Here is a 25,833-nt window from a genome sequence, read left to right as displayed (position 1 = left end):
TCATGGTGATGTTTATATAACGTCGCACTATTTTGGTGAGGTGGTACGTATTATTACTAATAGGGATCTCCGTCGCTGTTTGAAGATAAACCCTATTTAATTTATCTGATTAGCCAAGCGTGTTTATTGCTCCGGCAATACGGTCACTAAATTGCTGGCGGTAAAGGGTGGGTGTGGTCCCCAGACGCTGACGAAAGTGATGGCGCAGGCTTTCAGGGGAGCCGAAACCGGATTGCTCAGCCACATGCTCGATGTTCAACGTACCCGTTTCAAGCAGCGCGCAGGCTTTCTCCAGCCGTATACCGAGCATCCACTCACCTGGCGTGCTGCCGGTCGCATCATGAAAACGGCGCAGGAAGGTGCGGCGGCTCATACCGGCTTCGGCAGCCAACTGTGCAATCGCCAGCGGCTGATTGAGACGGGTGCGCAGGTCGTCGAGCAATGGTGATAGCGTTTGGGATGGGCGAGCGGGCACCGGCTGTTGAATATATTGCGCTTGATTGCCTTCACGGTGCGGCGGCGTGACCATCCGCCTGGCGGTGCGGTTGGCAACGTCGATTCCGTAATCGCGCCGGATTAGGTGCAGGCATAAATCAACCCCGGCCGCACCGCCAGCGGAGGTGATCACGCTGCCTTCATCGACATAAATCATACCGTGTTCTACCTGAATGTTCGGAAATCGCTGTGCCAGCGCATGTGTGCTATTCCAGTGGGCAGTGGCGCGTTTACCATCAAGCAGCCCAGCGGCCGCCAGTACAAAACTGCCTGCACAGATGGAAACGATGCGCGTGCCATGCGCATGGGCTTTTTGCAGCGCCATGATCAGCCGCTCAGCAGCCGGTTCGTCAATGCTGCGCCAGCCGGGGATCACAATGGTTCCGGCCTCTTCGAGCAACTCCAGTCCGCCATCCACCACCAGACGCACACCGCCTTGCGCGCCAAAGATACCTTCCTCAACCGATGCGACCACCAGATCATACAGTGGCTCACCGAGCAACTCATCGGCCCGGCCAAACGCCTCGACCGCAATACCAAATTCAAAGGTGCATAAACATTCGTAAGCCAGCAACACTAGCCGCCGGTTACGGGGCGGCGCAGCAAACGCCGGAGCCGGCATGGTAGTCAATACGGTCATTTTTGGCATAAGGGTTGGCTTCGCTCAAGTTGGCATGATCTTGACGATACATGGCATCCGGACTGATTTCCATCGCGATGCACTTCAACCATGCTGAGGCTCTCTGAAGGCTTTACAGGAAATGTTCATGAAGGATCTATTGGCTCTGACCGCGGTTTGTCTGGCGGCGCTGATGTCAGGGTTGGAAATCTCCAGCGTACCGGTGATCCTGCCGGTGCTGGAAAAACAGATGCACGCCAGTTTCAACGATCTGCAATGGATCATGAATGCCTATACGTTGGCCTGCACCACCGTGTTAATGGCAACCGGCACGCTGGCTGACCGTTATGGCCGCAAACGGGTCTTCATCATCAGCATCATCGCTTTCGGGTTGACCTCGTTGATGTGCGGACTCGCGGGCAGCGCTGTATGGCTTATCGCGGGGCGTTTCTTGCAGGGACTCAGCGGCGGCGCGATGCTCACCTGCCTTATTGCTATTCTCTCGTATCAATTTCCTCAGGGTAAAGCGCGCAGCCGGGCGTTTGCCGCCTGGGGCATTATCTTTGGCTTCGGGTTGGGATTTGGGCCAATCATTGGCGGTACGTTGGTGGCGCTGTTCAACTGGCGATGGGTGTTTCTGATTCATGTGTTTATTGCCTTGGTGACGATGGTATTAACACTGGGAAATGTGGTGGAATCCCGCGATGTACAGGCTAAAAAACTGGATATTGGTGGGCTTGTGACGTTGTCACTTGCGGTGCTGGGTACGACATTTTTGATCACACAGGGTAGCAGCCTTGGCTGGCACCGGGCGGTGACGTGGGCTATCGCGTTGGTTTCCGTGGTGTGTGCGCTACTGTTTTTCCTTATTGAGAAACGGCACCCCCATCCGATGTTCGACTTTGCCGTGTTTCGCATACGGCGCTTTTCTGGCGCGCTGATGGGGTCGGTAGGCATGAATTTTAGCTTCTGGCCGCTGATGATTTACCTGCCGGTTTATTATCAAAGTGGGTTGGGTTACGGCAGTGTGGCAACCGGATTTGCGCTGTTGGCCTACACGTTGCCAACGTTAGTTATGCCCCCACTGGCAGAGAAACTGGTGGTGAGATACGGGGCGGCAAGCGTCATTCCGTTGGGGTTATTCGCTATCGGCGTAGGGTTTATGCTGATGAAATACGCCGCAGCGCACGGTGGAAGCTTGCTGCCTGGCGCGTTATTGGCGGGCGTTGCGTTGGGACTGACCAATACACCCGTTACCAATACCACCACCGGTTCGGTGCCGGGTCATCGTGCGGGGATGGCATCAGGGATTGATATCAGTGCACGGCTGATCACGCTGGCCATTAATATTGCCCTGATGGGCAGTTTGCTGGTGGCAGGAATTACTGCCAGCCTGCGCGGGCGGCTGCCGTTACCCGTGAATGAAATGGATCTGCATCGGCTGGCAGAACGCATCGCCGGAGGCGCGGAACTCGATAACGTGCATAGCGCAGCGCAACTGGCGTTGATTGATGGTTTTAGTGGTGTGTTGATGTACGGCGCGCTGGGCGTTTGGCTGCTGTCTTTGGCCAGTTACCTGCTTTTCAACTGGCGAGTTAACTGTCAACGCGAATCACCTCAATCAATGCTTTGAGGGCGGCGGCGAGCTGGCGATTTGTCACCGGTCAAAATCTGAACCCCATCACAAATTAAACTTTTCGCCTGATTTGCTACTTGTATCTGAAGCGAGTTCGCAACAGAATCTCTGTTAGAAAAACAGGATTGTTACTGTTAATCAGGCAAAACCTAAACTTTCTGCTTCTTCACCCCAACGGTGGAAGAGGCAGGGAGTTTAGGTTTTTTTTTGGCTTGAAATCAGCAACACCCTTTTAATCAGACTCCTAATGACAATGTCGTGCACGGCGTCATTTCATTCGCAGAAAGTCATTACTACGAGATAACTTAATGGAATACACAGCATTAGCGGAAGAAATTCTCTCAGGTGTGGGTGGCCGCGAGAACGTGAGAAGCGTTGTGCATTGCGCTACTCGTTTACGCTTTAAACTTAAAGACATCACTAAAGCGGATGCGGAGCGGCTTAAGCGTGACCCGGGCGTGATCATGGTGGTGGAAAGCGGCGGGCAGTTTCAGGTGGTGATTGGTAATCATGTGGCGGAGGTGTTTAATGCCCTGAACCATGGTGCTGAGATAAACGACGCATCGGGGTCTGAACCGACAGGTGGCGAAGGGCTCTTTGCCCGCTTGATCGATGTGGTATCCAGTATCTTTACACCCTTTATCGGCATTATGGCGGCATCGGGTATTCTGAAAGGATTGCTGGCGCTTGCGATGGCCTGCCATTGGACTTCAACCGAAAGCGGCACGTATAAAGTGTTATTTGCCGCCAGCGACGCGATGTTCTATTTCTTCCCACTGATCATCGGCTATACCGCCGGTAAAAAATTTGGTGGAAACCCGTTTATCACCATGATGATTGGCGGTGCGATGATGCACCCGCTAATGATTTCCGCCTTTAACCTGTCACAGCAACCTGGCGCGGTATCCGAGCACTTCCTCGGTATTCCTCTGGTGTTTATCAATTACTCGTCATCGGTGATCCCGGTCATTCTCGCCGCCTGGGCTTCAAGCTGGCTTGAGCGGCGGGTGATGAAAATATTACCCAGCGCATTGCGTAACTTTATTACGCCATTGATTTGTCTGGCAGTGATTGTTCCGCTGACTTTCCTGGTGATTGGCCCGCTGGCGACCTGGGCGAGTCAGCAACTGGCACACGGATACCTGGCCGTTTACAACGTCAGTCCGGCGATTGCCGGTGCATTTATGGGGGCGTTCTGGCAGGTTTGTGTGATCTTTGGGCTGCACTGGGGGCTGGTACCGCTGATGATTAACAATCTGAGCATACTTGGCCATGACACGATGCTGCCGCTGCTGCTGCCTGCGGTGATGGGACAGGTGGGGGCGACGCTGGGCGTGATGCTGTATACGAAAGATGCGCGCACCAAAGCACTGGCAGGTTCCGCCCTCAGCGCCGGGATCTTTGGTATTACCGAGCCTGCAATCTATGGGATTACGCTGCCTAATCGTCGGGCGTTTATCTTCGGCTGCGTGGGGGGGGCCATGGGGTCGGCAATCCTGGGGTATTTCCACACCACGACATATTCATTCGGCTTCCCCAGCGTATTTACATTTACACAGGTTATCCCGCCAACCGGCTTTGATCATACGGTGACCGCCGCGATTGCAGGGACACTGGTGGCGCTGATTTTTGCCGCCGTCAGCACCTATCTTTTCGGTCAGCAAGCCAAGCAACCGGTGAGTGAGTTGGCCGAAGGATCGAACAGCGTTCCGGTCAGCCTCGCCCGCGAAAAAGTAACCATCAGCAGCCCTTTGTGTGGGGAATTGGTTGACCTGGCCGACGTGCAGGACCCAACGTTTGCCAGCGGTTTACTGGGTAAAGGTGTGGCGGTGAAACCGACCCTTGGGCAGGTGCTAGCGCCTGCGGACGGCGTGATTGCTTCACTGTTCGGCACCCATCATGCAATCGGCATTGAGTGCGACAACGGCGCTGAGGTGTTGATTCACGTCGGTATTGATACCGTTAAACTCAACGGCCAATTCTTTACACCACACGTCAAAGTCGATGATGTAGTGAAACAGGGTGACCTGTTGCTTGAGTTCGATATACAGGGCATTACGGCAGCGGGTTATGACCTCACTACGCCCGTGATTATCACTAACAGCGACGACTATCTGGATGTCATTCCTGCGGTCAGCGGGCAGGTCTTAACACAAGATGCACCCTTACTGACACTTTTACGTTAATTTTGTTTCTTGAAAGGAGGTTCCAATGAGCTTACGTTTTCCTGATGGTTTCTTGTGGGGCGGCGCGGTTGCTGCCAATCAAGTGGAAGGCGCCTATCTGACTGACGGCAAAGGGCTGTCTACTTCGGATCTACAACCTAACGGCATCTTTGGTGAAGTTAAGCCTCGTGTGGAAGGGGACTTCGGTGTCAAAGATGTGGCTATCGATTTCTACCACCGTTTCCCACAAGACATGCAACTGTTCGCCGAGATGGGATTCAGCGTGCTACGCACCTCGATTGCCTGGACGCGCATTTTTCCTGAAGGGGATGAGACACAACCCAATGAAGCCGGTCTGGCCTATTACGACCGTCTGTTTGATGAGATGAAAAAGTATGGCATTACGCCACTTGTGACGTTGTCACATTATGAGATGCCTTACGGTTTAGTGAAAAAGCATGGTGGTTGGGGTAGCCGCGATACGATCAATTTTTTCGAGAACTACGCCCGTACTGTCTTCCAGCGGTATCAGCATAAAGTGAAACACTGGCTGACCTTCAACGAAATCAACATGTCACTGCATGCACCCTTCACTGGCGTCGGTTTGCCGGAAGACAGCAGCAAGCAGGAAATCTATCAGGCGATCCACCATCAACTGGTGGCCAGCGCCAAAGCGGTCAAAGCCTGCCATGAGATCATCCCGGATGCTCAAATTGGTAATATGCTGCTCGGCGGGATGCTTTATCCGCTGACCTGCAAACCGGCGGACATGATGGAAACGCTGCAACAAAACCGCGAATGGTTGTTCTTCGGTGACGTGCAGGTGCGCGGCGCGTACCCGGCTTATATGCAACGCTTCTTTAAAGATCGCGGCATAGAAATTACGATTACCGCAGAAGATAAACTGGCGTTGAAAGAAACCGTCGACTTTATTTCCTTCAGCTATTATATGACCGGTTGTGTGACCACCGACGTAGAGCAGAATATTAAAGCACGCGCCAATATATTAAATATGGTGCCGAACCCGCATCTGCAAAGTTCTGAATGGGGCTGGCAGATTGATCCCGAAGGTCTGCGCTTGTTAATGAATGAATTGTATGACCGTTACCAGAAACCGTTATTTATTGTGGAGAACGGTCTGGGCGCACGCGATAAAGTCGAAGCCGACGGCAGCATCAATGACGATTACCGCATTCAGTACATCAATGACCATCTGGTTCAGGTTCGCGAAGCTATTGAGGACGGCGTGGAAGTCATGGGCTACACCAGTTGGGGGCCAATCGACCTGGTCAGCGCGTCGAAAGCCGAGTTCTCCAAACGCTACGGTTTTATTTACGTTGACCGCGACGATCAGGGGAAAGGTACGCTGGAACGCCGCCGTAAGAAAAGCTTCTACTGGTACAAAGAAGTCATTAGCTCCAACGGTGCGGCATTAGAATCGTAATTCATTCTTAGTATAAAACCAGCGGTCTGAAATAATACAGGCCGCTCATTCGGTCAGTTATCAAATAATGCGAAATAATATCGCAGGTTTTTTTGTGTCTGTAAGTTGAAAAAAATAATAAAAATAACGTCGAGATTAAATAAATAATTTAATGAGAATACAATGAAAATTTTTTTTTTGACCTTTGCTGCACCTACAATTAAATCGCTGGGTAATCATGGCTTCTTTGAGACACGTCATGTATTAACACGCGCCACTCTGGCACTTTGCTTTGCCTGTTCGGTTAGCAGTCCGGTACTGGCTGAAAACGACTGGAATGGCACCGTGCTGGGATTCGAAGCGCCGGGCGATGGGATGCTCGGCGACATGTTGGGTATCCGTCCGATTTTGGATGACCACGGTTTTCACTATCAGTTGGGATATTTGAGCGAATCGGCCTACAACGCCGGCGGCGGTTACAACCATGACAAGAAACTGGCGTATATCGACCAGTTTTCGCTGACGTTTACTCAGGATCTCGAGATGTACACCGGCATCCCTGATGCGGCTATCGAAGGGAACATCGTTAACCGTAACCATAACGATAACCTGACCTCAGAGCGGACGCAGGATCCGCGCGTGGGCTTTAACGATATCGCGCAGGAAAGCTGGGGCGGCCAGTCGATCACCCGTCTGGGCTGGCTGACCTTCGGGCGTAGCTTTGACGATCGTAAACTGCACTGGCGCATTGGTATGATGAACAAAAATCAGGATTTCGATCAGATCATCCCGTGCGATTTCCAGTTACTCAGCCAGTGCGGCGGGAAATCTGCCAACTCGATGACCTGGTATAACTGGAACAAACATTACTGGGGCACCACTTTCCAGTACAAAGTGACGCTGGAGCTGACGCTCAAAACCGGCATCATGGAGCAAAATCCGGATGCCTCCGACCGGAAGTACGCATGGAGCGGCTCGCTGAAAGGCGCGCGCGGTATCCTGTTGCCGATGGAAGCGGAGCTGAAAACCAAAGTGAACGGCCTGCCGGGAATTTATAATTTCGGGCTGCTGTACACCAACTCGAAACAACAGGATCTCTCGGAAGGTAAATCACAGAGCGTGGGTGCGACGGATCCTGAGGGTTACCGCACGCACAGCGATACCTGGTTTATGTACACCGGTTTCAACCAGCAGGTGACCACGCGTGGCGAGGATTCGAACCGTGGCATGAGTGTGTCGTACAGCCTCGGTCTTGGCGATCAGCGCAGCAACTATATTCATTACACGCAGGCTGCGTCCATGCGCTATCGCGGACTGTTTGACGCCCGCCCTGATGACTGGCTGGGCTTTGGGGTGACGTATATCAAAATGAGCGATCATTACCGCAAGAATCAGGAAAACCTGAACGACTATTATCAGGTGGATGATTATGGCAATCCGTTGTATACACCGCTTGCGGGGCACTCGGTCAATGCCGATTTATACTATCAGATCAAAGTGCGTTCATGGCTTATCCTGCAACCGGATTTGCAGTACTGGCACCGTCCGGGAGGCGTAAGCGAAACTCAGGATGCTTGGGTGACAGGGCTGAAAGCGATCGTCACTTTCTGACATTTTATTTCACGTCTGACCGCAGCGATCGTCATCACACTTTTAGGGTGATAACTGAAAGGCGAATGCTCTAATCTGATAAATTATCAGGCAGATATGAACGACCAGGACACCCAAAGCCTGACCTTCTTCACGGACGGTCGGGTTTTTCTTTTCAGGGAGTAATCATGAAAATCGCCAAAATACTGAATAATAATGTGGTGGTTGTCATCAACGAGCAGCAGCGCGAGCAGGTTGTCATGGGCCGCGGGCTGGCGTTTATGAAGAAAACGGGGGATGAGCTCGATGACAGCAAAATCGAGAAAATCTTTGCCTTACAAAATGACGAACTGGTCACGCATCTGACCGAGCTGCTGTCGCACATTCCGATGGAAGTGATGACCACCTGCGATCAGATTATTTCTCTGGCGCGCAGCCGTCTGGGGAAATTGCAGGAGAATTTGTACATCGCGCTGACCGATCACTGCAATTTCGCCATTGAACGACAGAAGCAGGGGATACCTATCAGCAATGCGCTGCTGTGGGAAACGCGGCGGTTGTATCCGAAAGAGTATGCTCTGGGGCTGGAAGCGCTGGAGATGATCGACGTCCGGCTTGGTGTTCGCTTGCCAGTTGACGAAGCCGGATTTATTGCCCTGCATCTGGTCAACGCGCAACTCAATGGTGAAATGGCAGAAGTGACGCAAATCACTAAGGTGATGCAGGAAATTCTGCACATGGTTAAGTACCAGTTATGTCTGGAGTATAACGAAGAAAGTCTAAGTTATCAGCGCTTTGTGACGCATCTTAAATTCTTCTCTCAGCGAATGCTCAGTCGTTCGGTGGTTCCTGACGATGACCTGATGCTGCACGTGGCAGTCAAAGAAAACTACCCTAAAGCCTGGGCCTGTGCCGAAAAAATAAGTACCTATCTCACGGCGCATTATCAACGTGAACTCAGCACCGAAGAGATCATGTATTTATCGATCAACATCGAAAGAGTGCGCAAAGAGAGCCGCAGCGCGGACGGTCGATAGTCGTTTTGAATAACAAAATTTTTGTCACGAATTATGACTGGTGACAATTTTACCGCACGGTTTTTTTTGCCTCGTTTGTCCATAAAAGGTAGCATCCTACGCCGTAAATATACTGATACTTAATCAGGCTAAGAATAATACAGCGGCAAAGCCGCGCAAACATCAGCATCTGCAATCGTTTGCCTATAAGTACATCAGGCATCGGGCATTTTGGAGAACAGGATTCAATGCGATTACATAGAAAGTCTGCTGAAGCAAAGCAAGCGGCTAAGCGACGTTGGTTGGATTCACATGACGACGGGTATAAGAAAAGCATGGGCAATCGTCAGGTTCAGATGATTGCTATCGGTGGTTCTATCGGAACGGGCTTATTCCTCGGAGCCGGTGCGCGTCTACAGATGGCCGGTCCGGCACTGGCTATTGTGTATGCCGTGTGCGGGATTTTCTCTTTCTTTATCCTCCGTGCGCTGGGCGAATTGGTGTTACATCGGCCGACCAGCGGTAGCTTTGTCTCTTATGCCCGCGAGTTCCTCGGCGAGAAAGCCTCCTATGTTGCCGGTTGGATGTACTTCCTCAACTGGGCGATGACCGGCATTGTGGATATCACAGCCGTCGCGCTCTACATGCATTATTGGGGCACCTTCGGTGATATTCCTCAATGGATGTTCGCCCTCGGCGCGCTGGCGATTGTGGGCACTATGAACATGATCGGTGTGAAGTGGTTTGCTGAAATGGAGTTCTGGTTTGCGTTGATCAAAGTGGCGGCCATTGCGCTGTTCCTGATTGTCGGTGTGGTGGTGCTTGGTACGGGTAAAGAAATCGCGGGCAACGCCACAGGCCTGCATCTGATCACCGAAAACGGCGGTATCTTCCCGCATGGCCTGTTACCGGCGCTGGTGCTGGTGCAGGGCGTAGTGTTTGCTTTCGCGGGCATTGAGCTGGTGGGAACTGCCGCAGGTGAAACCAAAGATCCTGAAACGGTACTGCCAAAAGCGATTAACAGCGTCATCTGGCGTATTGCCCTGTTTTATGTCGGGTCAGTGGTGCTGCTGGTGCTGTTGTTGCCGTGGAATGCCTATCAGGCAGGCGAAAGTCCGTTCGTGACCTTCTTCAGCAAACTTGGCGTGCCTTACATCGGCACCATCATGAATATTGTGGTACTGACCGCCGCGCTTTCGAGCCTCAACTCCGGTCTTTATTCCACCGGGCGAATTTTGCGCTCGTTGTCGATGGGCGGTTCTGCGCCGAAGTTCATGTCAAAAATGAATTCACAGCAGGTGCCTTACGCCGGAATACTGGTCACTGTGGCCATCTACATCATCGGTGTCGTGCTGAACTACTATGTCCCGTCGCAGGTGTTTGAGATCGTACTCAATGTAGCCTCGCTGGGGATCCTTAGCTCATGGGCCTTTATCATCATCTGCCAGATGAAACTGCGTAAAGCCATCAAAGAGGGTAAAGCCAAAGAGGTCTCATTCAAGATGCCGTGGGCACCGGTCACTTCCTGGCTGACGCTGGGTTTCCTTGCCAGCGTCTTGGTGCTGATGGCCTTTGACTACCCTAATGGCACGTACACTGTGTCGACCATTCCGGTGGCTATCCTTCTTCTGGTGCTCGGTTGGTACGGTTTGCGTAATCGCGCTAAAGAAGTCAGCGCAGAACAGGTGGCTCATGAAGAAGCGCATAACGCGAGTGAAGATAATCAGTAACCACCGACATTTCTGCTGATGCGGAAATGGGGAAATAACCAAGGGCACAGCACATGCTGTGCTTTTTTTTGTGCGTTATATTCTGATGAACCCCCATCCTGCCAGTAACTAATCCGAAATTTGACCTCTTTCGTCACATGGCGTGCTTTCTTAGCTACTCTGAATGTTTAGCTAAAAGGAGCAGTTATGCTGAAAATCTTTATGCGGGTCTTTTCCAGCCCGGAAAATTTTTTAGGGTTGTTCAGTGCGAACGACATTCAGGAAACCCTCGAAGAGGGCGAGCGCATTATTATCGATGAAAACGGCACCGTGTCGGTGAATCCATCCAATGAACAGATGCAGCAGGATTTTACCCGTCACGTTAAAAAGATGAGCGTACTTTAATGGCTACTGCCGTATTTATGGTGCTGATGGTGTGCGGCTATTGGTACACCACCCGCGATATCTCGACGCGTTTTAAACTCAAACGCACCTTTGGTTGGGATGTCTACTTTCTGGTGGCGCTCTACGGCTGTATCTTCGTGTTGCAGGGCGTATTGGCGATCGCTATCGTCTATATGCTGCTGTGGGGTGTTTCATCGGTGATTAACCATCTGCCTCAGATCCACGCGCTAAGCCAGAACGTATATTATCATCGTGACTTTATTAACTGGAGTTTCCTGGGTATTCAGGCTCCGGTGGTGATTATGCTCTGTGTTTCGGTAATGCTTTGTCTGTTTCGCACGACCTGGTCGCCGGGGTTGCGGCTCAATACTGCCGGTCGCAAACAACTGTACAAACAGCTCACCAGCGCCAACGGGGTGGAGGGGATTTTGTATCAGTGCATGGAACAGGGCGATATGGTGTATATCACGCTGAGTTCACACCGGGTCTATATTGGAATGGTGCATACTGCCCGCTGCGAAACGTCATCGACGGATAACGTTGTTGTCATCCCAATGATCAGCGGATATCGCGATCGTCAAACCCAGCAACTGAGGGTCGAGCATAACTATGCCGCCCATTATCTTGAGAACTGGATAACGCCGGTGTCAGAGCCAAATAACGCGCTGAACTTTCGCAAGGTGATCCTCATTAATCAGATCGAGTCTCTGTCATTGTTTGATCCGGCTACTGCCTGCGGATTTGAAAAACTGGCATCTATACGAGAGCAGCCCATGGAGCAGACAGCGTCTGGAGACCGGACGCTGTTGCTTTAAGGCTAATGAACCATTTGACGGTATAGCGTTTGCCCGTATGACACTGAATAAAGCCCGACAACAGGGTGCGTCGGGCGGTCTCATCGTCTTTCCGGTGAGTTTGACATGCTGCAATCAGGATATGGCCGTGACGATTCCCGACGCTTAACGGGCAATCCGTTCATGCCAGTACTTCGTAAACACCTCCTCACCATTGAGAGTGACCACCATATCGCCGCTGACCACGAAATGCGTCAGCAAATAACGCGCCACGCACTCAAAAGCCACCAGCGTGTTCAATGGTGGTAACGGTTCTATCTGCACGGTAATAGCCTCTCAGGATGACGTTTAGCAACTTTCCAGCATTTCTGAAACTAACATTCCCACCCGCTGAACTGCACGCTCAGTTTTTGCAGCCAGCGGCTGGGCGTAATTCATCCTCAGGCAGTTGCGGTATTTCCCCGAGGCGGAGAATATCGAGCCGATGGCGATCTGCACGCTATGCTCTTCCAGCAGGCGGTTTAACCGCAGCGTATCGATGCGCTCATCAAGTTCAATCCATAGCAGAAAACCGCCCTGAGGACGGCTGACGCGCGTGCCGCACGGAAAATACTTCATCACCCAGTCGGTCATGGTGCACAGGTTGCGCTGATACTGAGTGCGCATGCGGCGCAGGTGTTGGAGGTAGTAGCCCTGTTTGATGAAGTCGGCGATGGCGATTTGCGGCAAGGTGGCAGATGCGCCAGTGGTGATGTATTTCATGTGGATCGCGCGGTCATGGTAACGGCCCGGCGCAATCCAGCCGACGCGAAGGCCGGGCGCCAGTGTTTTGGAAAACGAACTGCACAACAGCACGCGGCCGTCATCATCGAACGACGTGATGGTGGCCGGTCGCGGATACTGATACGCCAGTTCGCCGTACACGTCGTCTTCAATAATGGCGATATCATAACGCTGCGCCAGGCGCAGTAAGCCTTTTTTGCGATCGTCCGGCATATTGTAGCCGAGGGGATTATTGCAGTTGGGCGTCAGCTGGATGGCTTTGATCGGCCACTGTTCCAACGCCATTTCCAGTGCTTCCAGACTGATACCGGTAACCGGATCGGTGGGGATTTCCAGCGCCTTCATGCCGAAGCCTTTCAGGGTTTGCATCGCGCCGTGAAAACTCGGGGAATCCACCGCCACGATGTCACCTTGCTCGCACACGGAACGGATAGCGATTGAAAGCGCCTCGTGACAGCCGGTAGTGATCAGAATATTGCTGGCATCCATGTGGCTGCCGCTGTCGATCATCAGGCGTGCGATCTGTTCGCGCAAATCTTCCGTGCCATAGATGCTGTCGTAGTGAAACGCGTTGAGGTTCTGATGCTGACCGGCGCGTCCCATCAGGCGGCTGAGAGGTTTGAGCGTCGGCGCGGTGACATCCGGCGAGCCTTGGCCGAGCTGAACGACACCGGGACGGTGCGGCGAAGTGATGAGATCCAGTACCTGATCCCACTGGGAGATTTCCACCGGCCGCTGGGCAGGGCGACAGCCGGAGGGCAGGGCGGCCCGGATCCGTGCACCTTTCACGAAGTAGCCTGATTTGGGGCGTGCTTCCACCAACTGTTTTTCTTCCAGCACGCGATAAGCCTGCTGAACCGTACTCACGCTGACCCCGTGTTCGCTACTCAATACGCGCACCGAAGGCAGGCGGATCCCCGCGGGATACAAGCCCTGTTCGATGCGATCGCTCAATACGTTTGCCAAATTTTCATAACGGTTCATGACTTTTTCTCAACTCTTTCACAAAGAAAACAGTACAGATGTAGATAATCTACCCCTGTATCTGTCATCTAATCCAGATCTGTATGGTGGAAATACTAAAAAACTGAATCTGTAATGTTTTCACTGTTTATCCGATCCTGTTGTCAGGTTGTTAACAGGGGCAGAATATGAAAAATATCATTGAAGAACGTCAGTTTTGCGGTTGTTCATCCGTCGTGCGCAGTGATTCCACGCAGGAACAGAGTGCAACGGTCGCTGAGCCGAAGTCAGCAGGCTGGCTGAAAAAAACAGTACAGAAGGTGAAGTTATGGAATGAACAGCGTGTCAGTCGCAAAATTCTGCTGTCGCTCAGTGCCGATCAACTTAAAGACATTGGCCTGACACAGGATGATATTCACAAGGAATATGAGAGAAAAGTATGGCCTTCATGGCCCAAGTGAGGGGGAAGGAGCCGACGGCCACGATCTGGATTTTGAATTTGTATTGAGTTTAAAGAAGCCAAAAGGCCAGTTTGGGCGGCCCGGCCAATAAAAAAAACCGGTGAGGTTTCCCCCCACCGGTCAGATGTTTGCCCAAAACCCGAACGGGTTATTTCACCTGCATACCAGGCTGTGCGCCGGAATCCGGGCTGAGCAGGAAGATGTCTTTTCCGCCAGGACCCGCAGCCATCACCATACCTTCTGAGATGCCAAAACGCATTTTACGTGGTGCAAGATTGGCCACCATAATGGTCAGGCGGCCTTCCAGCCGTTTTGGATCCGGATAGGCTGAGCGGATACCGGAGAAAATCTGCCGGGTTTCTCCGCCGAGATCCAACTGCAAACGTAGCAACTTGTCCGAACCTTCAACGAAATCTGCACTCTGGATCAACGCAATGCGCATGTCCACTTTAGCGAAGTCATCAAAAGTGATGGTTTCCTGAATCGGGTCTTCTGCCAGCGGCCCCGTGACCACGTTGGCATTAGCAGCCGCAATATCTTCTTTTGATGCATCAACCATGGCGGCGACCTTATCAAGTTCAATTCGGCTGAACAGGGCCTTGAACGGGGTCACTTTATGCGACAACAAGGGTTGCGCGATCGCGTCCCACGTCAGCTCCGTGTTCAGGAAGGCTTCCGAACGTTCGGTCAGCGCCGGTAATACCGGTTTCAGGTAAGTCATGAGGACGCGGAACAGGTTGATGCCCATAGAGCAGATAGCCTGCAGATCGGCATCGCGACCTTCCTGCTTCGCTACCACCCAAGGCGCTTGTTCGTCAACATAACGGTTTGCCAGATCGGCCAGCGCCATGATTTCACGGATAGCGCGGCCAGATTCACGGCTGGCATAGGCTTCAGCGATGCTTACTGCAGCGTCGGTAAAGGTTTTGTACAGCACCTCGTCAGCCAATTTATCGGCCAACTGGCCGTCGAAACGTTTGGTGAGGAAACCGGCATTGCGTGAGGCCAGGTTGACCACTTTATTGACGATGTCCGCGTTGACACGCTGGACGAAGTCTTCCAGATTCAGGTCAATATCATCAATTCGGGAAGAGAGTTTGGCGGCATAGTAATAGCGCAGGCAGTCCGCATCCAGATGGTTCAGGTAGGTGCTGGCTTTAATAAAGGTACCGCGCGATTTGGACATCTTCGCGCCGTTGACCGTCACATAACCGTGGACGAACAAGTTGGTTGGCTTGCGGAAACCGCTGCCTTCCAGCATCGCTGGCCAGAACAGACTATGGAAATAGACGATATCTTTGCCGATAAAGTGATACAGCTCGGTGGTGGCGTCTTTTTTCCAGAACTCATCAAAGCTGAGATCAGGGCGACGGTCACATAAATTTTTGAATGACCCCATATAGCCAATAGGCGCATCAAGCCAAACATAGAAATATTTTCCTGGTGCATCGGGGATCTCAAAGCCGAAGTAAGGCGAGTCCCGGCTGATGTCCCACTGTTGCAAACCCGATTCAAACCACTCCTGCATCTTATTCGCCACCTGCTCTTGCAGGGCGCCGGAGCGGGTCCAGGCTTGCAACATGGCACTGAATTCCGGCAGGTCAAAGAAGAAGTGCTCAGAGTCACGCATTACGGGCGTTGCGCCGGAAACCACCGATTTAGGCTCGATAAGTTCAGTCGGACTGTAGGTTGCGCCACAGACTTCGCAGTTATCGCCATACTGGTCCGGTGATTTACACTTCGGACAGGTCCCTTTCACGAAACGATCCGGCAGGAACATGCCTTTTTCCGGATCATACAGCTGGGAAATAATACGATTCTTAATAAAACCGTTTTCTTTCAGACGGCCGTAAATCAACGAGGAAAGCTCGCGGTTTTCGTCGCTGTGCGTGGAATGGTAGTTGTCGTAGCTGATGCCAAAGCCGGCGAAATCTTTCTGATGTTCCTGGCTCATCTCGGCAATCATTTGCTCCGGTTCAATCCCGAGCTGCTGCGCTTTGAGCATGATCGGCGTACCGTGTGCATCATCAGCACAGATGAAATGGACTTCGTTGCCGCGCATTCGCTGGTAACGGACCCAGACGTCAGCCTGGATGTGCTCAAGCATGTGGCCGAGGTGAATAGATCCGTTGGCGTACGGAAGTGCACAGGTTACCAAAATTTTTTTCGCGACTTGAGCCATAGTAAGAACTTGCTTTCTGCTGTTGAAATCAGGGGCATTGATGTTAACCGAAAGCCGTAGGTGCCGTAAACAGACGGTATACTCATCCTCTTTCAAGCTGCCGCGGTATCCGTTGCCCTCATTCGTCAGAATCACTGACTTGAATCAGTATAATAGGTTCATTCCTTTGCGGGCTTGCTGCAACTCGAGTGATTTTGAGTATATGCTACGTAGAAATATCAATGTCTTTTCATAACACGTTTCAAGGAGCCGGGATGACATCTCATTCCCCTGAGCAGAACACCCCTGACGGACTGCACGCCCTGGTGACCAGCGTATTGGCCACATTTACCCATTTCACCCTGCAAAAAGATCTGCTGTCGATGAAAGCACTGCATCATTGTGTCCTGATGGACAATGTGCTGCACCTCGACCTTACGCTACCCTTCGCGTGGCAAAGCGGTTTTGATGCCCTTAAAGAGAGCACCAGCGCTGAACTGATGCGGGTGACCGGCGCACAAGCTATTGAGTGGCGCCTCAAACATGATATCGCCACCTTGCGACGCGCCAATGACCAGCCGGGCATTAAAGGTGTACGCAATATCATCGCTGTCAGTTCAGGCAAAGGTGGCGTCGGTAAGTCAACCACGGCGGTGAACGTTGCGCTGGCACTTGCTGCCGAAGGCGGTAAGGTCGGCATTCTGGATGCGGACATTTATGGTCCATCGGTGCCTAACATGCTTGGCACTGAAGATGAGCGGCCAACGTCGCCGGATGGCCAACATATGGCCCCAATTATGGCTCATGGCCTGGCGACCAACTCTATTGGTTATTTAGTGACGGATGATAATGCCATGGTGTGGCGCGGCCCGATGGCCAGCAAAGCACTGATGCAGATGTTGCAGGACACATTATGGCCGGATCTCGATTATCTGGTGATTGACCTGCCGCCGGGCACCGGCGACATTCAACTGACACTGTCGCAAAACATCCCGGTAACGGGGGCTGTGGTCGTCACCACGCCACAGGACATCGCGCTGCTCGACGCCATGAAAGGCATCGTGATGTTTGAAAAAGTGAAAGTGCCAGTCCTCGGCATTATCGAGAATATGAGTATGCATATTTGCAGCCAGTGTGGTCACCATGAGCCGATTTTTGGCACTGGCGGCGCGCAGAAGCTGGCAGAAAAATACCGTTGTGAGTTACTGGCCCAGATGCCACTGCATATTTCACTGCGTGAAGATTTGGATCGCGGTGAGCCGACAGTCGTGTCCAATCCGCAGAGCGAATTTACGTTGCTGTACCGTCAGTTAGCCGCCCGTATGGCCGCGCAGCTCTATTGGAAGGGCGACGCGATCCCGACGGAAATTGCTTTCCGCGCAATTTGACATCAAAAGCTTGCTAATTATTCTCCGATGCCAGCGAATCAACCGCCTTAACGCTGGCATCAGTGAGGTGTTGTACCTATAATTGGCGCGATCAAAGCACTGTCTGCGTGCTTTTGCCCCTCAAACCTCCAAATCAGGTCTTTAATTTTATGTCTGACAAGCTCCATCAGTGTGTCATCGTAGGTATCGCTGGCGCATCTGCCTCTGGGAAAAGCCTTATTGCCAGTACCTTATATCGTGAACTTCGTGATCAGGTCGGTGATGAGCATATCGGGGTGATTCCAGAGGACTGCTACTATAAAGACCAGAGTCACATGACCATGGAGGAGCGGGTAAAAACCAACTATGACCATCCCAGCGCCATGGACCACAATTTATTGTTCCAGCATTTGCAAAGCCTGAAAGCCGGGCAATCCATTGAATTACCCGGTTATAGCTTTATTGAACATACTCGTCTTAGCGAAACCATCACGCTTAAGCCAAAGAAAGTGATCATTCTCGAAGGTATTCTGCTGCTGACGGATGTTCGACTGCGCCAGGAGATGAACTTCTCAATTTTCGTCGATACACCACTGGATATCTGTCTGCTGCGCCGCATGAAGCGTGATGTGAATGAACGCGGACGTTCGATGGACTCGGTGATGGCGCAGTATCAGAAAACTGTGCGTCCGATGTTCCTGCAATTTATTGAACCTTCTAAACAATATGCAGATATCATCGTGCCTCGCGGTGGAAAAAACCGTATTGCCATTGATATTCTTAAAGCAAAAATCAGCCAGTTCTTTAATTAAGCCACGCCTGGTTTATGAAGGATTCTTAGTATTTAGCAAACGGAGAGAGACACGATGAGACTTTGCGACCGAGATATAGAAGCCTGGATGGATAGCGGTAAGTTAACTATTTCACCGCGTCCGCCCGTAGAACGCATTAACGGCGCGACGGTAGATGTCCGATTGGGCAATGGATTTCGGGTCTTTCTCGGCCATAACGCAGGTTTTATCGATCTTAGTGGTCCGAAGGATGAAGTGAGCGCTTCGCTGGATAAAGTCATGAGCGACGAGATTGTTCTGCCGGAAGGCGAGGCGTTCTTTTTGCATCCCGGTGAACTGGCGCTGGCGGTGACCTTCGAGACGGTTTCTATCCCTGATGATCTGGTGGGCTGGCTTGACGGCCGTTCTTCTCTGGCCCGCCTCGGGTTGATGGTTCACGTGACGGCGCATCGCATCGATCCCGGTTGGCAAGGCCGGATCGTCCTGGAATTCTATAATTCAGGTAAGCTGCCTCTGGCCTTGCGTCCTGGAATGCTGATTGGCGCATTGAGCTTTGAACCGTTATCGGGTCCGGCTTCTCGCCCTTATAACAGCCGGCAGGATGCTAAATACCGTGATCAACAGAGCGCGGTGGCAAGTCGGATTGATAAAGATTAATTCAGAACCCTACCCTCTGATTTGCGGGTTAAACGACAAGAGGACGGCATGAGAAGACTACTGACTACGCTGGTTATTTTGCTGGTGGTAATTATTGCCGGTATGACGTCGCTGGTATTTTTAATTAATCCCAATGATTTCCGTGACTATATGACGGATCGCGTCGAACAAAAAAGCGGTTATCAGTTGGCGATCAACGGCGATTTACGCTGGCACGTCTGGCCACAGCTCAGCATCATTGCCGGGCAGACGTCGTTGACCGCCCCCGGAGCTGCTAAGCCGGTAGTCAGTGCGGAGAATATGCGTCTCGACGTTAAACTCTGGCCACTCTTGTCACATCAGTTAGCGGTTCGTCAGGTGATGTTCAAAAATGCGGTGATTCGTCTGACGCCAGAAAGTGAAGCGCATATGCCGGATGCGCCTATAGCGCCGTCTTCTTCTGTCCAACCACCCAGCGAACTTGAGGCCGGATGGAAGTTTGATATTGATAAAATCAGTGTGGATGACAGCCTTCTTATCTGGCAGCGCGGTGTGAATGACCAGATAAATGTGCGTGATTTGAATCTACAGCTTGTACAGAATGCGCACCGACAAGCAACCCTTGAACTTTCCAGCCGCATTAACCGTAATCAGCGTGATCTTGCCTTTTCACTCTCCGCCGATCTGGACATGCAGAAGTATCCTGAGCAGTTTTCTGCCAACGTCAGCAAATTTACCTATCAATTAAAGGGTGCAGATATTCCAGCTCAGGGGATTCAGGGCGGTGGCACTGCCCAAGCGAGTTATCAGCGTAACAACCAGCGTTTGACGCTCAGTCAGTTGGCATTAACGGCGAATGATAACCAGCTCAGTGGCACGGCAGAGGCCACGCTTTCCGGCACGGCGGATTATCAGATTAACCTGAATGCTGAAAAATTGGATCTTGACGCGCTTTCTGGTTGGCAGGCGAAAACGCCGGGTCAAACGGCTCAGGTGACTAAGGCGGTGACGTCTGCGCCAGTGATTGCCCGAGATGTCAGCAAAGAGATCAATAATTTCAGTGTACTCACTAGTTTCAATGCCAATCTGGCGTTGAATGTCGCTGACCTAACATACCGTGGATTAAAGATTCAGGGATTCAGCCTGCTGGCTGAAAACAGCCAGGGCAGAGTCAATCTGAAAACATTGAGCGGTAAGATGTCAGCGGGTGACTTCTCGCTGCCTGGTACGATGGACGCGACCAAGATACCGGTCTTAATCAGCCTCAAGCCTGTTGTTCACAACATTGAACTGGGACAACTATTGACTGCATATAATCTGCCGCAAGTGCTTTCCGGCAGCTTCTCGCTGGACGGAAACGTGTCGGGGCAAGGGTTATCCACAGTAGATTTCAGTCAAAACTGGCATGGTAATGGGCGGTTGGCGATGGAGAATGCGCGTTTGCATGGCCTGAATATTCAGCAGCTTATTCAGCAGGCAGTGACCCGTAATAATAACAGTGTGCAGGGGCTTGAGCGTTATGATCACTTCACTGCGGTGAAGACCATGCAAGCTCAGGGAGAACTGAAAGACGGCACCTTGCAGTTATCTCATTTGATGGCGGATTCCGCCATGCTGACCGCAAAAGGTGCGGGTACTCTGGATTTCCCTAACAATCAATGTGATATGAATCTGAGCGTGCGTGTTACCGGCGGCTGGAAGGGGAACAGTGATTTGATCACCCGTTTGCAAAATACGGAGATACCGTTGCGGGTTTATGGTCCCTGGACGCAGTTGAACTACCAGTTGCAGGTTGACCAGATTCTGCGCAGTCAACTGCAGAATGAAGCCAAAAGCGCTATTCAGAACTGGATTGAAAAGAATAAAGGCAGTAAGGAAGGTAAAGACCTTAAGTCATTGATCAAGTAGCCAGGCCTGAATGTCGGCATATGTCTAAAAAACGGGGGTCTCTGTGAATGAGATCCCCGTCCTTTTAGAGGCCAATGGTTTGGGCTGAGTGTGCCGTCAGACGTCGTAATCCTCATTAGCATTGGTGGAAAGTGGCGTGATTTTCACTTTCAAAATACGATGGCTGTTCACTTCCAGAGGTTCAAAAAGGTAATTATCGATATGAAGCTGCGTACCAACCTGTGGGATATTCTGCGCGTACTCCATCAGTAATCCGGCCAGCGTATGGTATTCACGCTTTTCTTCTATCGCTAATGGCAGGTACATCACTAAATCTTCCAGAGGCATGTAGCCATTGGCTATCCAACTGCCATTTTCCAACTGCTGAATATCATGACGAGCATCCAGTGTTTCATCGGTTTCTGGCAGACTCCCTGCGATAGTTTCCATGACGTCAGTTAACGTCACAATGCCTTCGACTGAGCCGAACTCATCAACCACAAAAGCGAAATGGGTTTTTGCCTGACGGAACTGCTCCAGCGCTTTAAGCAGGGAAAGCTGTTCAGGGAAGACGAGTGGCTGGCGGATCAGGACCTTAAGGTCGAGCTCATTATGCAGTAGTTGCTGTTTAAGCAAGTCGACCACATGGACTACGCCTAACGGTTCATCGGTCGAACTGTCTTCCGTCACCAGAATGCGCGTGTGCTGATTATTGGCAATTTGCTGAACCAGCACATCAACCGGGTCATTCAGTTCGAGGTTAGCGACGTCATGGCGTGAGGTCATAATGCTGCTGACGGTGCGTTGTGCCAGGCCCAACACGCGCTCAATCATGTTGCGCTCTTGCTGGTTAAATACGGCTGTACCAGAGGCGTCATCAATCATGCCGGAAGAGTGAGGGGCAAGCTCTGCTTCTTCATGTCTCCCTCTTAACACCCGCAGTACCGTTTCCGCCGTTCTTTCTCGCAATGAACGGCTGGAAGAGAGAAAGCGCCGACGATTGAACTGTGCCAGTTGGTTGAGGGCTTCAATAATGACAGAGAACCCAATGGCAGCATAAAGATAGCCCTTAGGTATCTGGTAGCCAAAACCTTCCGCGACCAGGCTGAACCCAATCATCAACAGGAAGCTCAGACAAAGAATGACGATGGTCGGATGCTCATTCACAAATCGCGTCAGCGGGCGACTGGCGAGCAACATGAGGAAGATAGCGATACAGACGGCGGCCATCATGACCGCTAGGTGCTCAACCATGCCGACGGCGGTGATCACGGAGTCGAGTGAAAAGACCGCATCCAGAACAACGATTTGTGCGACGACTGGCCAGAACTTTGCACGTGAATGCTGATGACTCTGTTCTTCATCTTTCCCTTCGAGCCGTTCATTCAGCTCCATCGTGGCTTTGAACAACAGGAACAACCCACCGATCAGCATGATAATGTCACGGGCACTGAAAGGTTGATTGAACAGCGTGATCAGAGGGCGGGTGAGGGTTGAGAGCCAGGAGATACAGGCCAGTAGGACTAAGCGCATCACCAGAGCAAGAAGCAAACCGGTGACGCGGGCTTTATCGCGTTGATGTTTCGGAAGCTTCTCCGCAAGGATGGCGATAAATATTAAATTATCGATACCCAGAACAATTTCTAAAATGACCAGGGTAGCCAGCCCGGCCCAAATTGACGGATCGGCGATCCATTCCATATTGTCTTTTTCACCTTTGGTTGCACGACAAATCTCACAATGTGAATCATGGCCGTCAGCGCGTTTAAATTCAAATTTAAATTAGGGGGCTAAGCACAAGAAATAAAGGGAGTTTTCAACGGGAAAACGTCAGCCTGTTGGCCGTCTTAACAATGACACAGAAAGCGGCAGGTTGTGATGATAAAACCCACAAACGAGGGAAACATTCTTATTTTTAAGTCTTTAGCTTAACGTTTGGGTGCACTTACTGCTATCGTATTAGCAGGTAACAAGTCAGAAGATGTTGAGTTGTATGCATTGCTTAACGCTACCTTCCTAAGCTCAGAGTCTATACTGATAGAAGGGCAAGCGACGCTGAAAAAGAAATGATTTAAACAACTTCAGTACAGTGAATGACCGAGCGTTTTCAATATTATAACTGGCTGAATTTTCAAACTATTGGTTCCAAGGAGTATCCTTTACAATGTTAAAAGCTGTTATCCCTGTTGCCGGTCTTGGCACCCGTATGTTGCCTGCTACGAAAGCCATTCCTAAAGAAATGTTGCCGATTGTCGATAAACCGCTGATTCAGTACATCGTTAATGAATGTGCGTCAGCGGGGATTAAAGAGATCATTCTGGTGACGCATTCTTCAAAAAATGCCATTGAAAACCATTTCGACACGTCGTTCGAGCTTGAAAGCATGCTGGAATCACGTGTTAAGCGCCAGTTGTTGGAAGAGGTGCAATCGATCTGCCCGAAAGGCGTAACGATCATGAACGTGCGTCAGGGCCAGTCCAAAGGTCTCGGCCATGCCGTACTATGCGCTAAACCGCTGATCGGCAATGCACCTTTTGTTGTTATCTTGCCGGACGTCCTGATGGATGATTCCACCAGCGATCTTCGCAAGGATAATCTCGCTGCCATGCTGGCCCGCTTCAAAGAAACTGGCAACAGCCAGGTTATGGTTGAAGAAGTGCCTGAAGAAGACGTGTCTAAATATGGCGTAGTTGACTGTAATGGTGTTGAAGGTGAGCCAGGCAAAAGTACGCCAATGACCGCAATCGTTGAAAAACCTGAGCAGAAAGATGCGCCATCAAATCTGGCAGTAGTAGGGCGCTATGTCTTCTCCGAAGATATCTGGCCACTGTTGGCGATAACCCCTTACGGTGCGGGTAACGAAATTCAACTGACAGATGCTATTGCCTTGTTGATGAAGAAGAAAACCGTCGAAGCCTTCACGATGACAGGCCGCTCGCACGATTGTGGCGATAAATTAGGCTACATGAAGGCGTTCGTTGAGTATGGTGTTCGTCACAACACTCAGGGTGAAGCGTTTAAGACCTGGTTGAAAGAGTTTACTGAACAATAACGCGGTGTTGTCACAGGTAGATATCTGATACTTACATATTACTGACCTGATCAAAGGCACTGTTAACCGGTGCTTTTTTCTTTTTTTCGGAAAACATCATGGCTTCGAGTTGCTGTGTTTTACACAAAACTCACAGATCAACACATATCAGCAATTCTCATCTCTTCAGACCACCGAAACAACAAGATTTATCTGGAGGAAAAAAACCTCAATGATAATATAATCTACTTCATTATTAGAAGTTAGAGCGAAGTATAGATATAATAAGCCGGTTTTTTTAGAAGTATATTCCTCTGAATATTTAGAATGTACTGATGTTTTTTTCTCCAATTTTATGAATGAGATTTTTATTACGTGCTTTGGTTGCGGTAAGCCAAGGGCGGTAGCGTGTCTTTTTATCTTTTTTTTATGTATCATATTGATTTATATTGTTTTTTAACATGGGATATTTGAGGGACAAAAATGTTACTTCCAGTAATAATGGCAGGTGGTACAGGTAGTCGTTTATGGCCGATGTCAAGAGAGTTGTATCCAAAACAGTTCTTACGTCTGCACAGTACCCACTCCATGTTACAAGAAACGCTATTGCGTCTTGATGACTTAAATGTAAGAGAGCCTGTCGTTATTTGTAACGAAGAGCACCGCTTTCTGGTTGCAGAGCAGTTACGTGAAATCCAAAAATTGTCTAATAATATAATATTAGAACCCGTTGGACGTAATACCGCGCCAGCCATTGCTCTTGCAGCATTGAATGCAATAAAAGACAGTGATGATCCTATCATGTTGGTACTTGCAGCCGATCACGTCATCAATAATGTTGAGGAATTTCACAACGCGATAGCCAAAGCCATTCCTTTTGCATCGGCTGATAAATTAGTGACTTTTGGCATCGTGCCAACAGGCGCCGAAATCGGCTACGGATATATACAGCGCGGTGAACATATTGGTACGAACAATGAGGGGTACGAAGTTCAGTGTTTCGTTGAAAAACCTAATAAAGAAACGGCTGAGCAGTATATTGCTTCGGGTGATTATTATTGGAACAGCGGTATGTTTATGTTCCGGGCAAAAAAATATCTTCAGGAGCTAGAGAAATTTAGACCAGATATTTTAGAAGCGTGTGAACAGGCGCTTACCAGCCAACCAAACAGCTCGGATTTTATTTCCATCAATAAAGATATTTTTTCTTCGTGCCCTGATGAATCTATCGACTACGCCGTTATGGAAAAAACTAATGATGGCATGGTGGTACCTTTAGATGCCGGTTGGAGTGATGTAGGTTCTTGGTCCGCATTATGGGAAGTGAATAACAAAGATAATGATGATAATGCAATAACCGGTGATGTATTCCTACACAACACAAATAATTGCTACATTAATACTGATGAAAAACTTATAGCGGCTGTAGGTGTTGAAAATTTAGTTATCGTGAGCACCAAAGATGCTGTGTTAGTCATTGATAAAACACAGGTACAAGATGTTAAGCGAGTTGTTGAATACCTCAAAGCCAATGAGAGAAGTGAATATCGTCACCACCGTGATATTTATAGACCATGGGGGCGCTGTGATGCGGTGGTTGCAGAAAAACGTTTCAATGTAAACCGTGTAACAGTGATCCCTGGTGGAACCTTCTCATTACAAATGCACCATCACCGTGCTGAGCATTGGATTATACTGGCCGGTACCGCCAAAGTGACCATTGGCGATAAAACATTCTTACTTACTGAAAATCAATCAACATTTATTCCTATTGGCTCGATCCACATGTTGGAGAATCCAGGAAAGATACCTTTAGAATTACTTGAGGTAAGATCTGGATCATATTTAGGCAATGACGATGTTGTGCGTATTCAAGACCAGTACGGCCGTAACTAATAATT

Annotated in this window: 20 protein-coding genes; 15 read left to right on the top strand and 5 right to left on the bottom strand. The window is 50.5% G+C overall.

What is annotated here, in order from left to right; all coding sequences use genetic code 11:
- Positions 1-109: 109 nt before the first annotated feature.
- Positions 110-1,135, bottom strand: coding sequence for a transcriptional regulator FtrA (ftrA, locus tag IEV89_RS03650; RefSeq protein ID WP_229746381.1), 1,026 nt, complete (start codon positions 1,133-1,135; stop codon positions 110-112).
- Between the two features lie 127 nt (positions 1,136-1,262).
- On the opposite strand from ftrA, the gene IEV89_RS03645 reads away from it, so the two are divergent.
- The 8 genes from IEV89_RS03645 to IEV89_RS03610 all read left to right on the top strand — a co-directional run bounded on the left by IEV89_RS03645 (position 1,263) and on the right by IEV89_RS03610 (position 11,873).
- A complete protein-coding gene (locus IEV89_RS03645; RefSeq protein WP_188470552.1) occupies positions 1,263-2,747 on the top strand; it encodes an MFS transporter in 1,485 nt (494 codons plus the stop codon).
- Positions 2,748-3,058: 311 nt separating this feature from the next.
- Positions 3,059-4,936, top strand: a complete 1,878-nt coding sequence (bglF, locus tag IEV89_RS03640; RefSeq protein ID WP_188470550.1) for a PTS beta-glucoside transporter subunit IIABC — start codon at positions 3,059-3,061, stop codon at positions 4,934-4,936.
- Positions 4,937-4,961: 25 nt separating this feature from the next.
- Positions 4,962-6,359 (top strand): glycoside hydrolase family 1 protein, encoded by a 1,398-nt coding sequence (locus IEV89_RS03635; protein WP_188470548.1) that lies wholly within the window; start codon positions 4,962-4,964, stop codon positions 6,357-6,359.
- 162 nt (positions 6,360-6,521) lie between these two features.
- A complete protein-coding gene (locus IEV89_RS03630; protein WP_188470546.1) occupies positions 6,522-7,949 on the top strand; it encodes a carbohydrate porin in 1,428 nt (475 codons plus the stop codon).
- A gap of 167 nt (positions 7,950-8,116) precedes the next feature.
- Entirely contained in the window at positions 8,117-8,965 is an 849-nt protein-coding gene (gene bglG / locus IEV89_RS03625) for a transcriptional antiterminator BglG (RefSeq protein WP_188470544.1), read from the top strand.
- 227 nt (positions 8,966-9,192) lie between these two features.
- On the top strand, positions 9,193-10,674 hold the full coding sequence (gene ansP, locus IEV89_RS03620) for an L-asparagine permease (protein WP_188470542.1): 1,482 nt from the start codon (positions 9,193-9,195) through the stop codon (positions 10,672-10,674).
- Between the two features lie 186 nt (positions 10,675-10,860).
- Positions 10,861-11,058, top strand: a complete 198-nt coding sequence (locus tag IEV89_RS03615; protein ID WP_188470540.1) for a hypothetical protein — start codon at positions 10,861-10,863, stop codon at positions 11,056-11,058.
- Positions 11,058-11,873 (top strand): hypothetical protein, encoded by an 816-nt coding sequence (locus IEV89_RS03610; protein ID WP_188470538.1) that lies wholly within the window; start codon positions 11,058-11,060, stop codon positions 11,871-11,873. Before IEV89_RS03615 ends, IEV89_RS03610 begins: the two co-directional genes overlap by 1 nt.
- Positions 11,874-12,017: 144 nt before the next feature.
- Here the strand turns inward: IEV89_RS03610 and IEV89_RS03605 are convergent, their stop codons facing one another.
- Both IEV89_RS03605 and IEV89_RS03600 read right to left on the bottom strand, forming a co-directional pair.
- Positions 12,018-12,176, bottom strand: coding sequence for a hypothetical protein (locus IEV89_RS03605; RefSeq protein ID WP_188471400.1), 159 nt, complete (start codon positions 12,174-12,176; stop codon positions 12,018-12,020).
- Between the two features lie 24 nt (positions 12,177-12,200).
- On the bottom strand, positions 12,201-13,619 hold the full coding sequence (locus IEV89_RS03600; protein WP_188470536.1) for an aminotransferase-like domain-containing protein: 1,419 nt from the start codon (positions 13,617-13,619) through the stop codon (positions 12,201-12,203).
- Positions 13,620-13,786: 167 nt separating this feature from the next.
- On the opposite strand from IEV89_RS03600, the gene IEV89_RS03595 reads away from it, so the two are divergent.
- Complete coding sequence (locus IEV89_RS03595; RefSeq protein WP_188470534.1) at positions 13,787-14,059, top strand: DUF1127 domain-containing protein; 273 nt, start codon at positions 13,787-13,789, stop codon at positions 14,057-14,059.
- A gap of 148 nt (positions 14,060-14,207) precedes the next feature.
- Here IEV89_RS03595 and metG read toward each other — a convergent pair whose 3' ends face one another.
- The gene (metG, locus tag IEV89_RS03590) at positions 14,208-16,241 is read right to left on the bottom strand and encodes a methionine--tRNA ligase (RefSeq protein ID WP_188470532.1); all 2,034 of its coding nucleotides are present in this window, start codon (positions 16,239-16,241) and stop codon (positions 14,208-14,210) included.
- Positions 16,242-16,495: 254 nt separating this feature from the next.
- On the opposite strand from metG, the gene apbC reads away from it, so the two are divergent.
- The 4 genes from apbC to asmA all read left to right on the top strand — a co-directional run bounded on the left by apbC (position 16,496) and on the right by asmA (position 20,922).
- Positions 16,496-17,608: an iron-sulfur cluster carrier protein ApbC gene (gene apbC, locus IEV89_RS03585; protein ID WP_188470524.1), complete on the top strand. Its 1,113-nt coding sequence runs from the start codon at positions 16,496-16,498 to the stop codon at positions 17,606-17,608.
- A gap of 149 nt (positions 17,609-17,757) precedes the next feature.
- A complete protein-coding gene (gene udk, locus IEV89_RS03580) occupies positions 17,758-18,399 on the top strand; it encodes a uridine kinase (protein ID WP_188470522.1) in 642 nt (213 codons plus the stop codon).
- A gap of 54 nt (positions 18,400-18,453) precedes the next feature.
- Positions 18,454-19,035, top strand: a complete 582-nt coding sequence (gene dcd, locus IEV89_RS03575; RefSeq protein WP_188470520.1) for a dCTP deaminase — start codon at positions 18,454-18,456, stop codon at positions 19,033-19,035.
- A gap of 48 nt (positions 19,036-19,083) precedes the next feature.
- Complete coding sequence (asmA, locus tag IEV89_RS03570; protein WP_188470518.1) at positions 19,084-20,922, top strand: outer membrane assembly protein AsmA; 1,839 nt, start codon at positions 19,084-19,086, stop codon at positions 20,920-20,922.
- 96 nt (positions 20,923-21,018) lie between these two features.
- On the opposite strand, the gene IEV89_RS03565 is transcribed toward asmA, so the two are convergent.
- Entirely contained in the window at positions 21,019-22,602 is a 1,584-nt protein-coding gene (locus IEV89_RS03565) for a TerC family protein (protein ID WP_188470516.1), read from the bottom strand.
- A gap of 463 nt (positions 22,603-23,065) precedes the next feature.
- On the opposite strand from IEV89_RS03565, the gene galU reads away from it, so the two are divergent.
- Together galU and IEV89_RS03555 are read left to right on the top strand one after the other, a co-directional pair.
- Entirely contained in the window at positions 23,066-23,953 is an 888-nt protein-coding gene (gene galU / locus IEV89_RS03560; RefSeq protein WP_188470514.1) for a UTP--glucose-1-phosphate uridylyltransferase GalU, read from the top strand.
- 462 nt (positions 23,954-24,415) lie between these two features.
- Positions 24,416-25,828 (top strand): mannose-1-phosphate guanylyltransferase/mannose-6-phosphate isomerase, encoded by a 1,413-nt coding sequence (locus IEV89_RS03555; RefSeq protein ID WP_188470512.1) that lies wholly within the window; start codon positions 24,416-24,418, stop codon positions 25,826-25,828.
- The last annotated feature ends 5 nt before the right edge of the window (positions 25,829-25,833 follow it).

Source organism: Hafnia psychrotolerans, from assembly GCF_014639435.1.
GTDB classification, from domain to species: Bacteria; Pseudomonadota; Gammaproteobacteria; order Enterobacterales; family Enterobacteriaceae; genus Ewingella; species Ewingella psychrotolerans.
The sequence above is the reverse complement of the archived record's forward strand: the minus strand, read 5'-3'. Positions and strand labels throughout refer to the sequence as shown.

Coding starts and splice junctions, on each gene's coding strand:
- asmA (WP_188470518.1), top strand. CDS start 19,084: ATGAGAAGACTACTGACTACGCTGGTTATTTTGCTGGTGGTAATTATT.
- IEV89_RS03635 (WP_188470548.1), top strand. CDS start 4,962: ATGAGCTTACGTTTTCCTGATGGTTTCTTGTGGGGCGGCGCGGTTGCT.
- IEV89_RS03610 (WP_188470538.1), top strand. CDS start 11,058: ATGGCTACTGCCGTATTTATGGTGCTGATGGTGTGCGGCTATTGGTAC.
- IEV89_RS03615 (WP_188470540.1), top strand. CDS start 10,861: ATGCTGAAAATCTTTATGCGGGTCTTTTCCAGCCCGGAAAATTTTTTA.
- ftrA (WP_229746381.1), bottom strand. CDS start 1,135: ATGACCGTATTGACTACCATGCCGGCTCCGGCGTTTGCTGCGCCGCCC.
- IEV89_RS03565 (WP_188470516.1), bottom strand. CDS start 22,602: ATGGAATGGATCGCCGATCCGTCAATTTGGGCCGGGCTGGCTACCCTG.
- dcd (WP_188470520.1), top strand. CDS start 18,454: ATGAGACTTTGCGACCGAGATATAGAAGCCTGGATGGATAGCGGTAAG.
- IEV89_RS03630 (WP_188470546.1), top strand. CDS start 6,522: ATGAAAATTTTTTTTTTGACCTTTGCTGCACCTACAATTAAATCGCTG.
- udk (WP_188470522.1), top strand. CDS start 17,758: ATGTCTGACAAGCTCCATCAGTGTGTCATCGTAGGTATCGCTGGCGCA.
- apbC (WP_188470524.1), top strand. CDS start 16,496: ATGACATCTCATTCCCCTGAGCAGAACACCCCTGACGGACTGCACGCC.
- IEV89_RS03595 (WP_188470534.1), top strand. CDS start 13,787: ATGAAAAATATCATTGAAGAACGTCAGTTTTGCGGTTGTTCATCCGTC.
- bglF (WP_188470550.1), top strand. CDS start 3,059: ATGGAATACACAGCATTAGCGGAAGAAATTCTCTCAGGTGTGGGTGGC.
- IEV89_RS03555 (WP_188470512.1), top strand. CDS start 24,416: ATGTTACTTCCAGTAATAATGGCAGGTGGTACAGGTAGTCGTTTATGG.
- metG (WP_188470532.1), bottom strand. CDS start 16,241: ATGGCTCAAGTCGCGAAAAAAATTTTGGTAACCTGTGCACTTCCGTAC.
- IEV89_RS03645 (WP_188470552.1), top strand. CDS start 1,263: ATGAAGGATCTATTGGCTCTGACCGCGGTTTGTCTGGCGGCGCTGATG.
- IEV89_RS03600 (WP_188470536.1), bottom strand. CDS start 13,619: ATGAACCGTTATGAAAATTTGGCAAACGTATTGAGCGATCGCATCGAA.
- galU (WP_188470514.1), top strand. CDS start 23,066: ATGTTAAAAGCTGTTATCCCTGTTGCCGGTCTTGGCACCCGTATGTTG.
- ansP (WP_188470542.1), top strand. CDS start 9,193: ATGCGATTACATAGAAAGTCTGCTGAAGCAAAGCAAGCGGCTAAGCGA.
- bglG (WP_188470544.1), top strand. CDS start 8,117: ATGAAAATCGCCAAAATACTGAATAATAATGTGGTGGTTGTCATCAAC.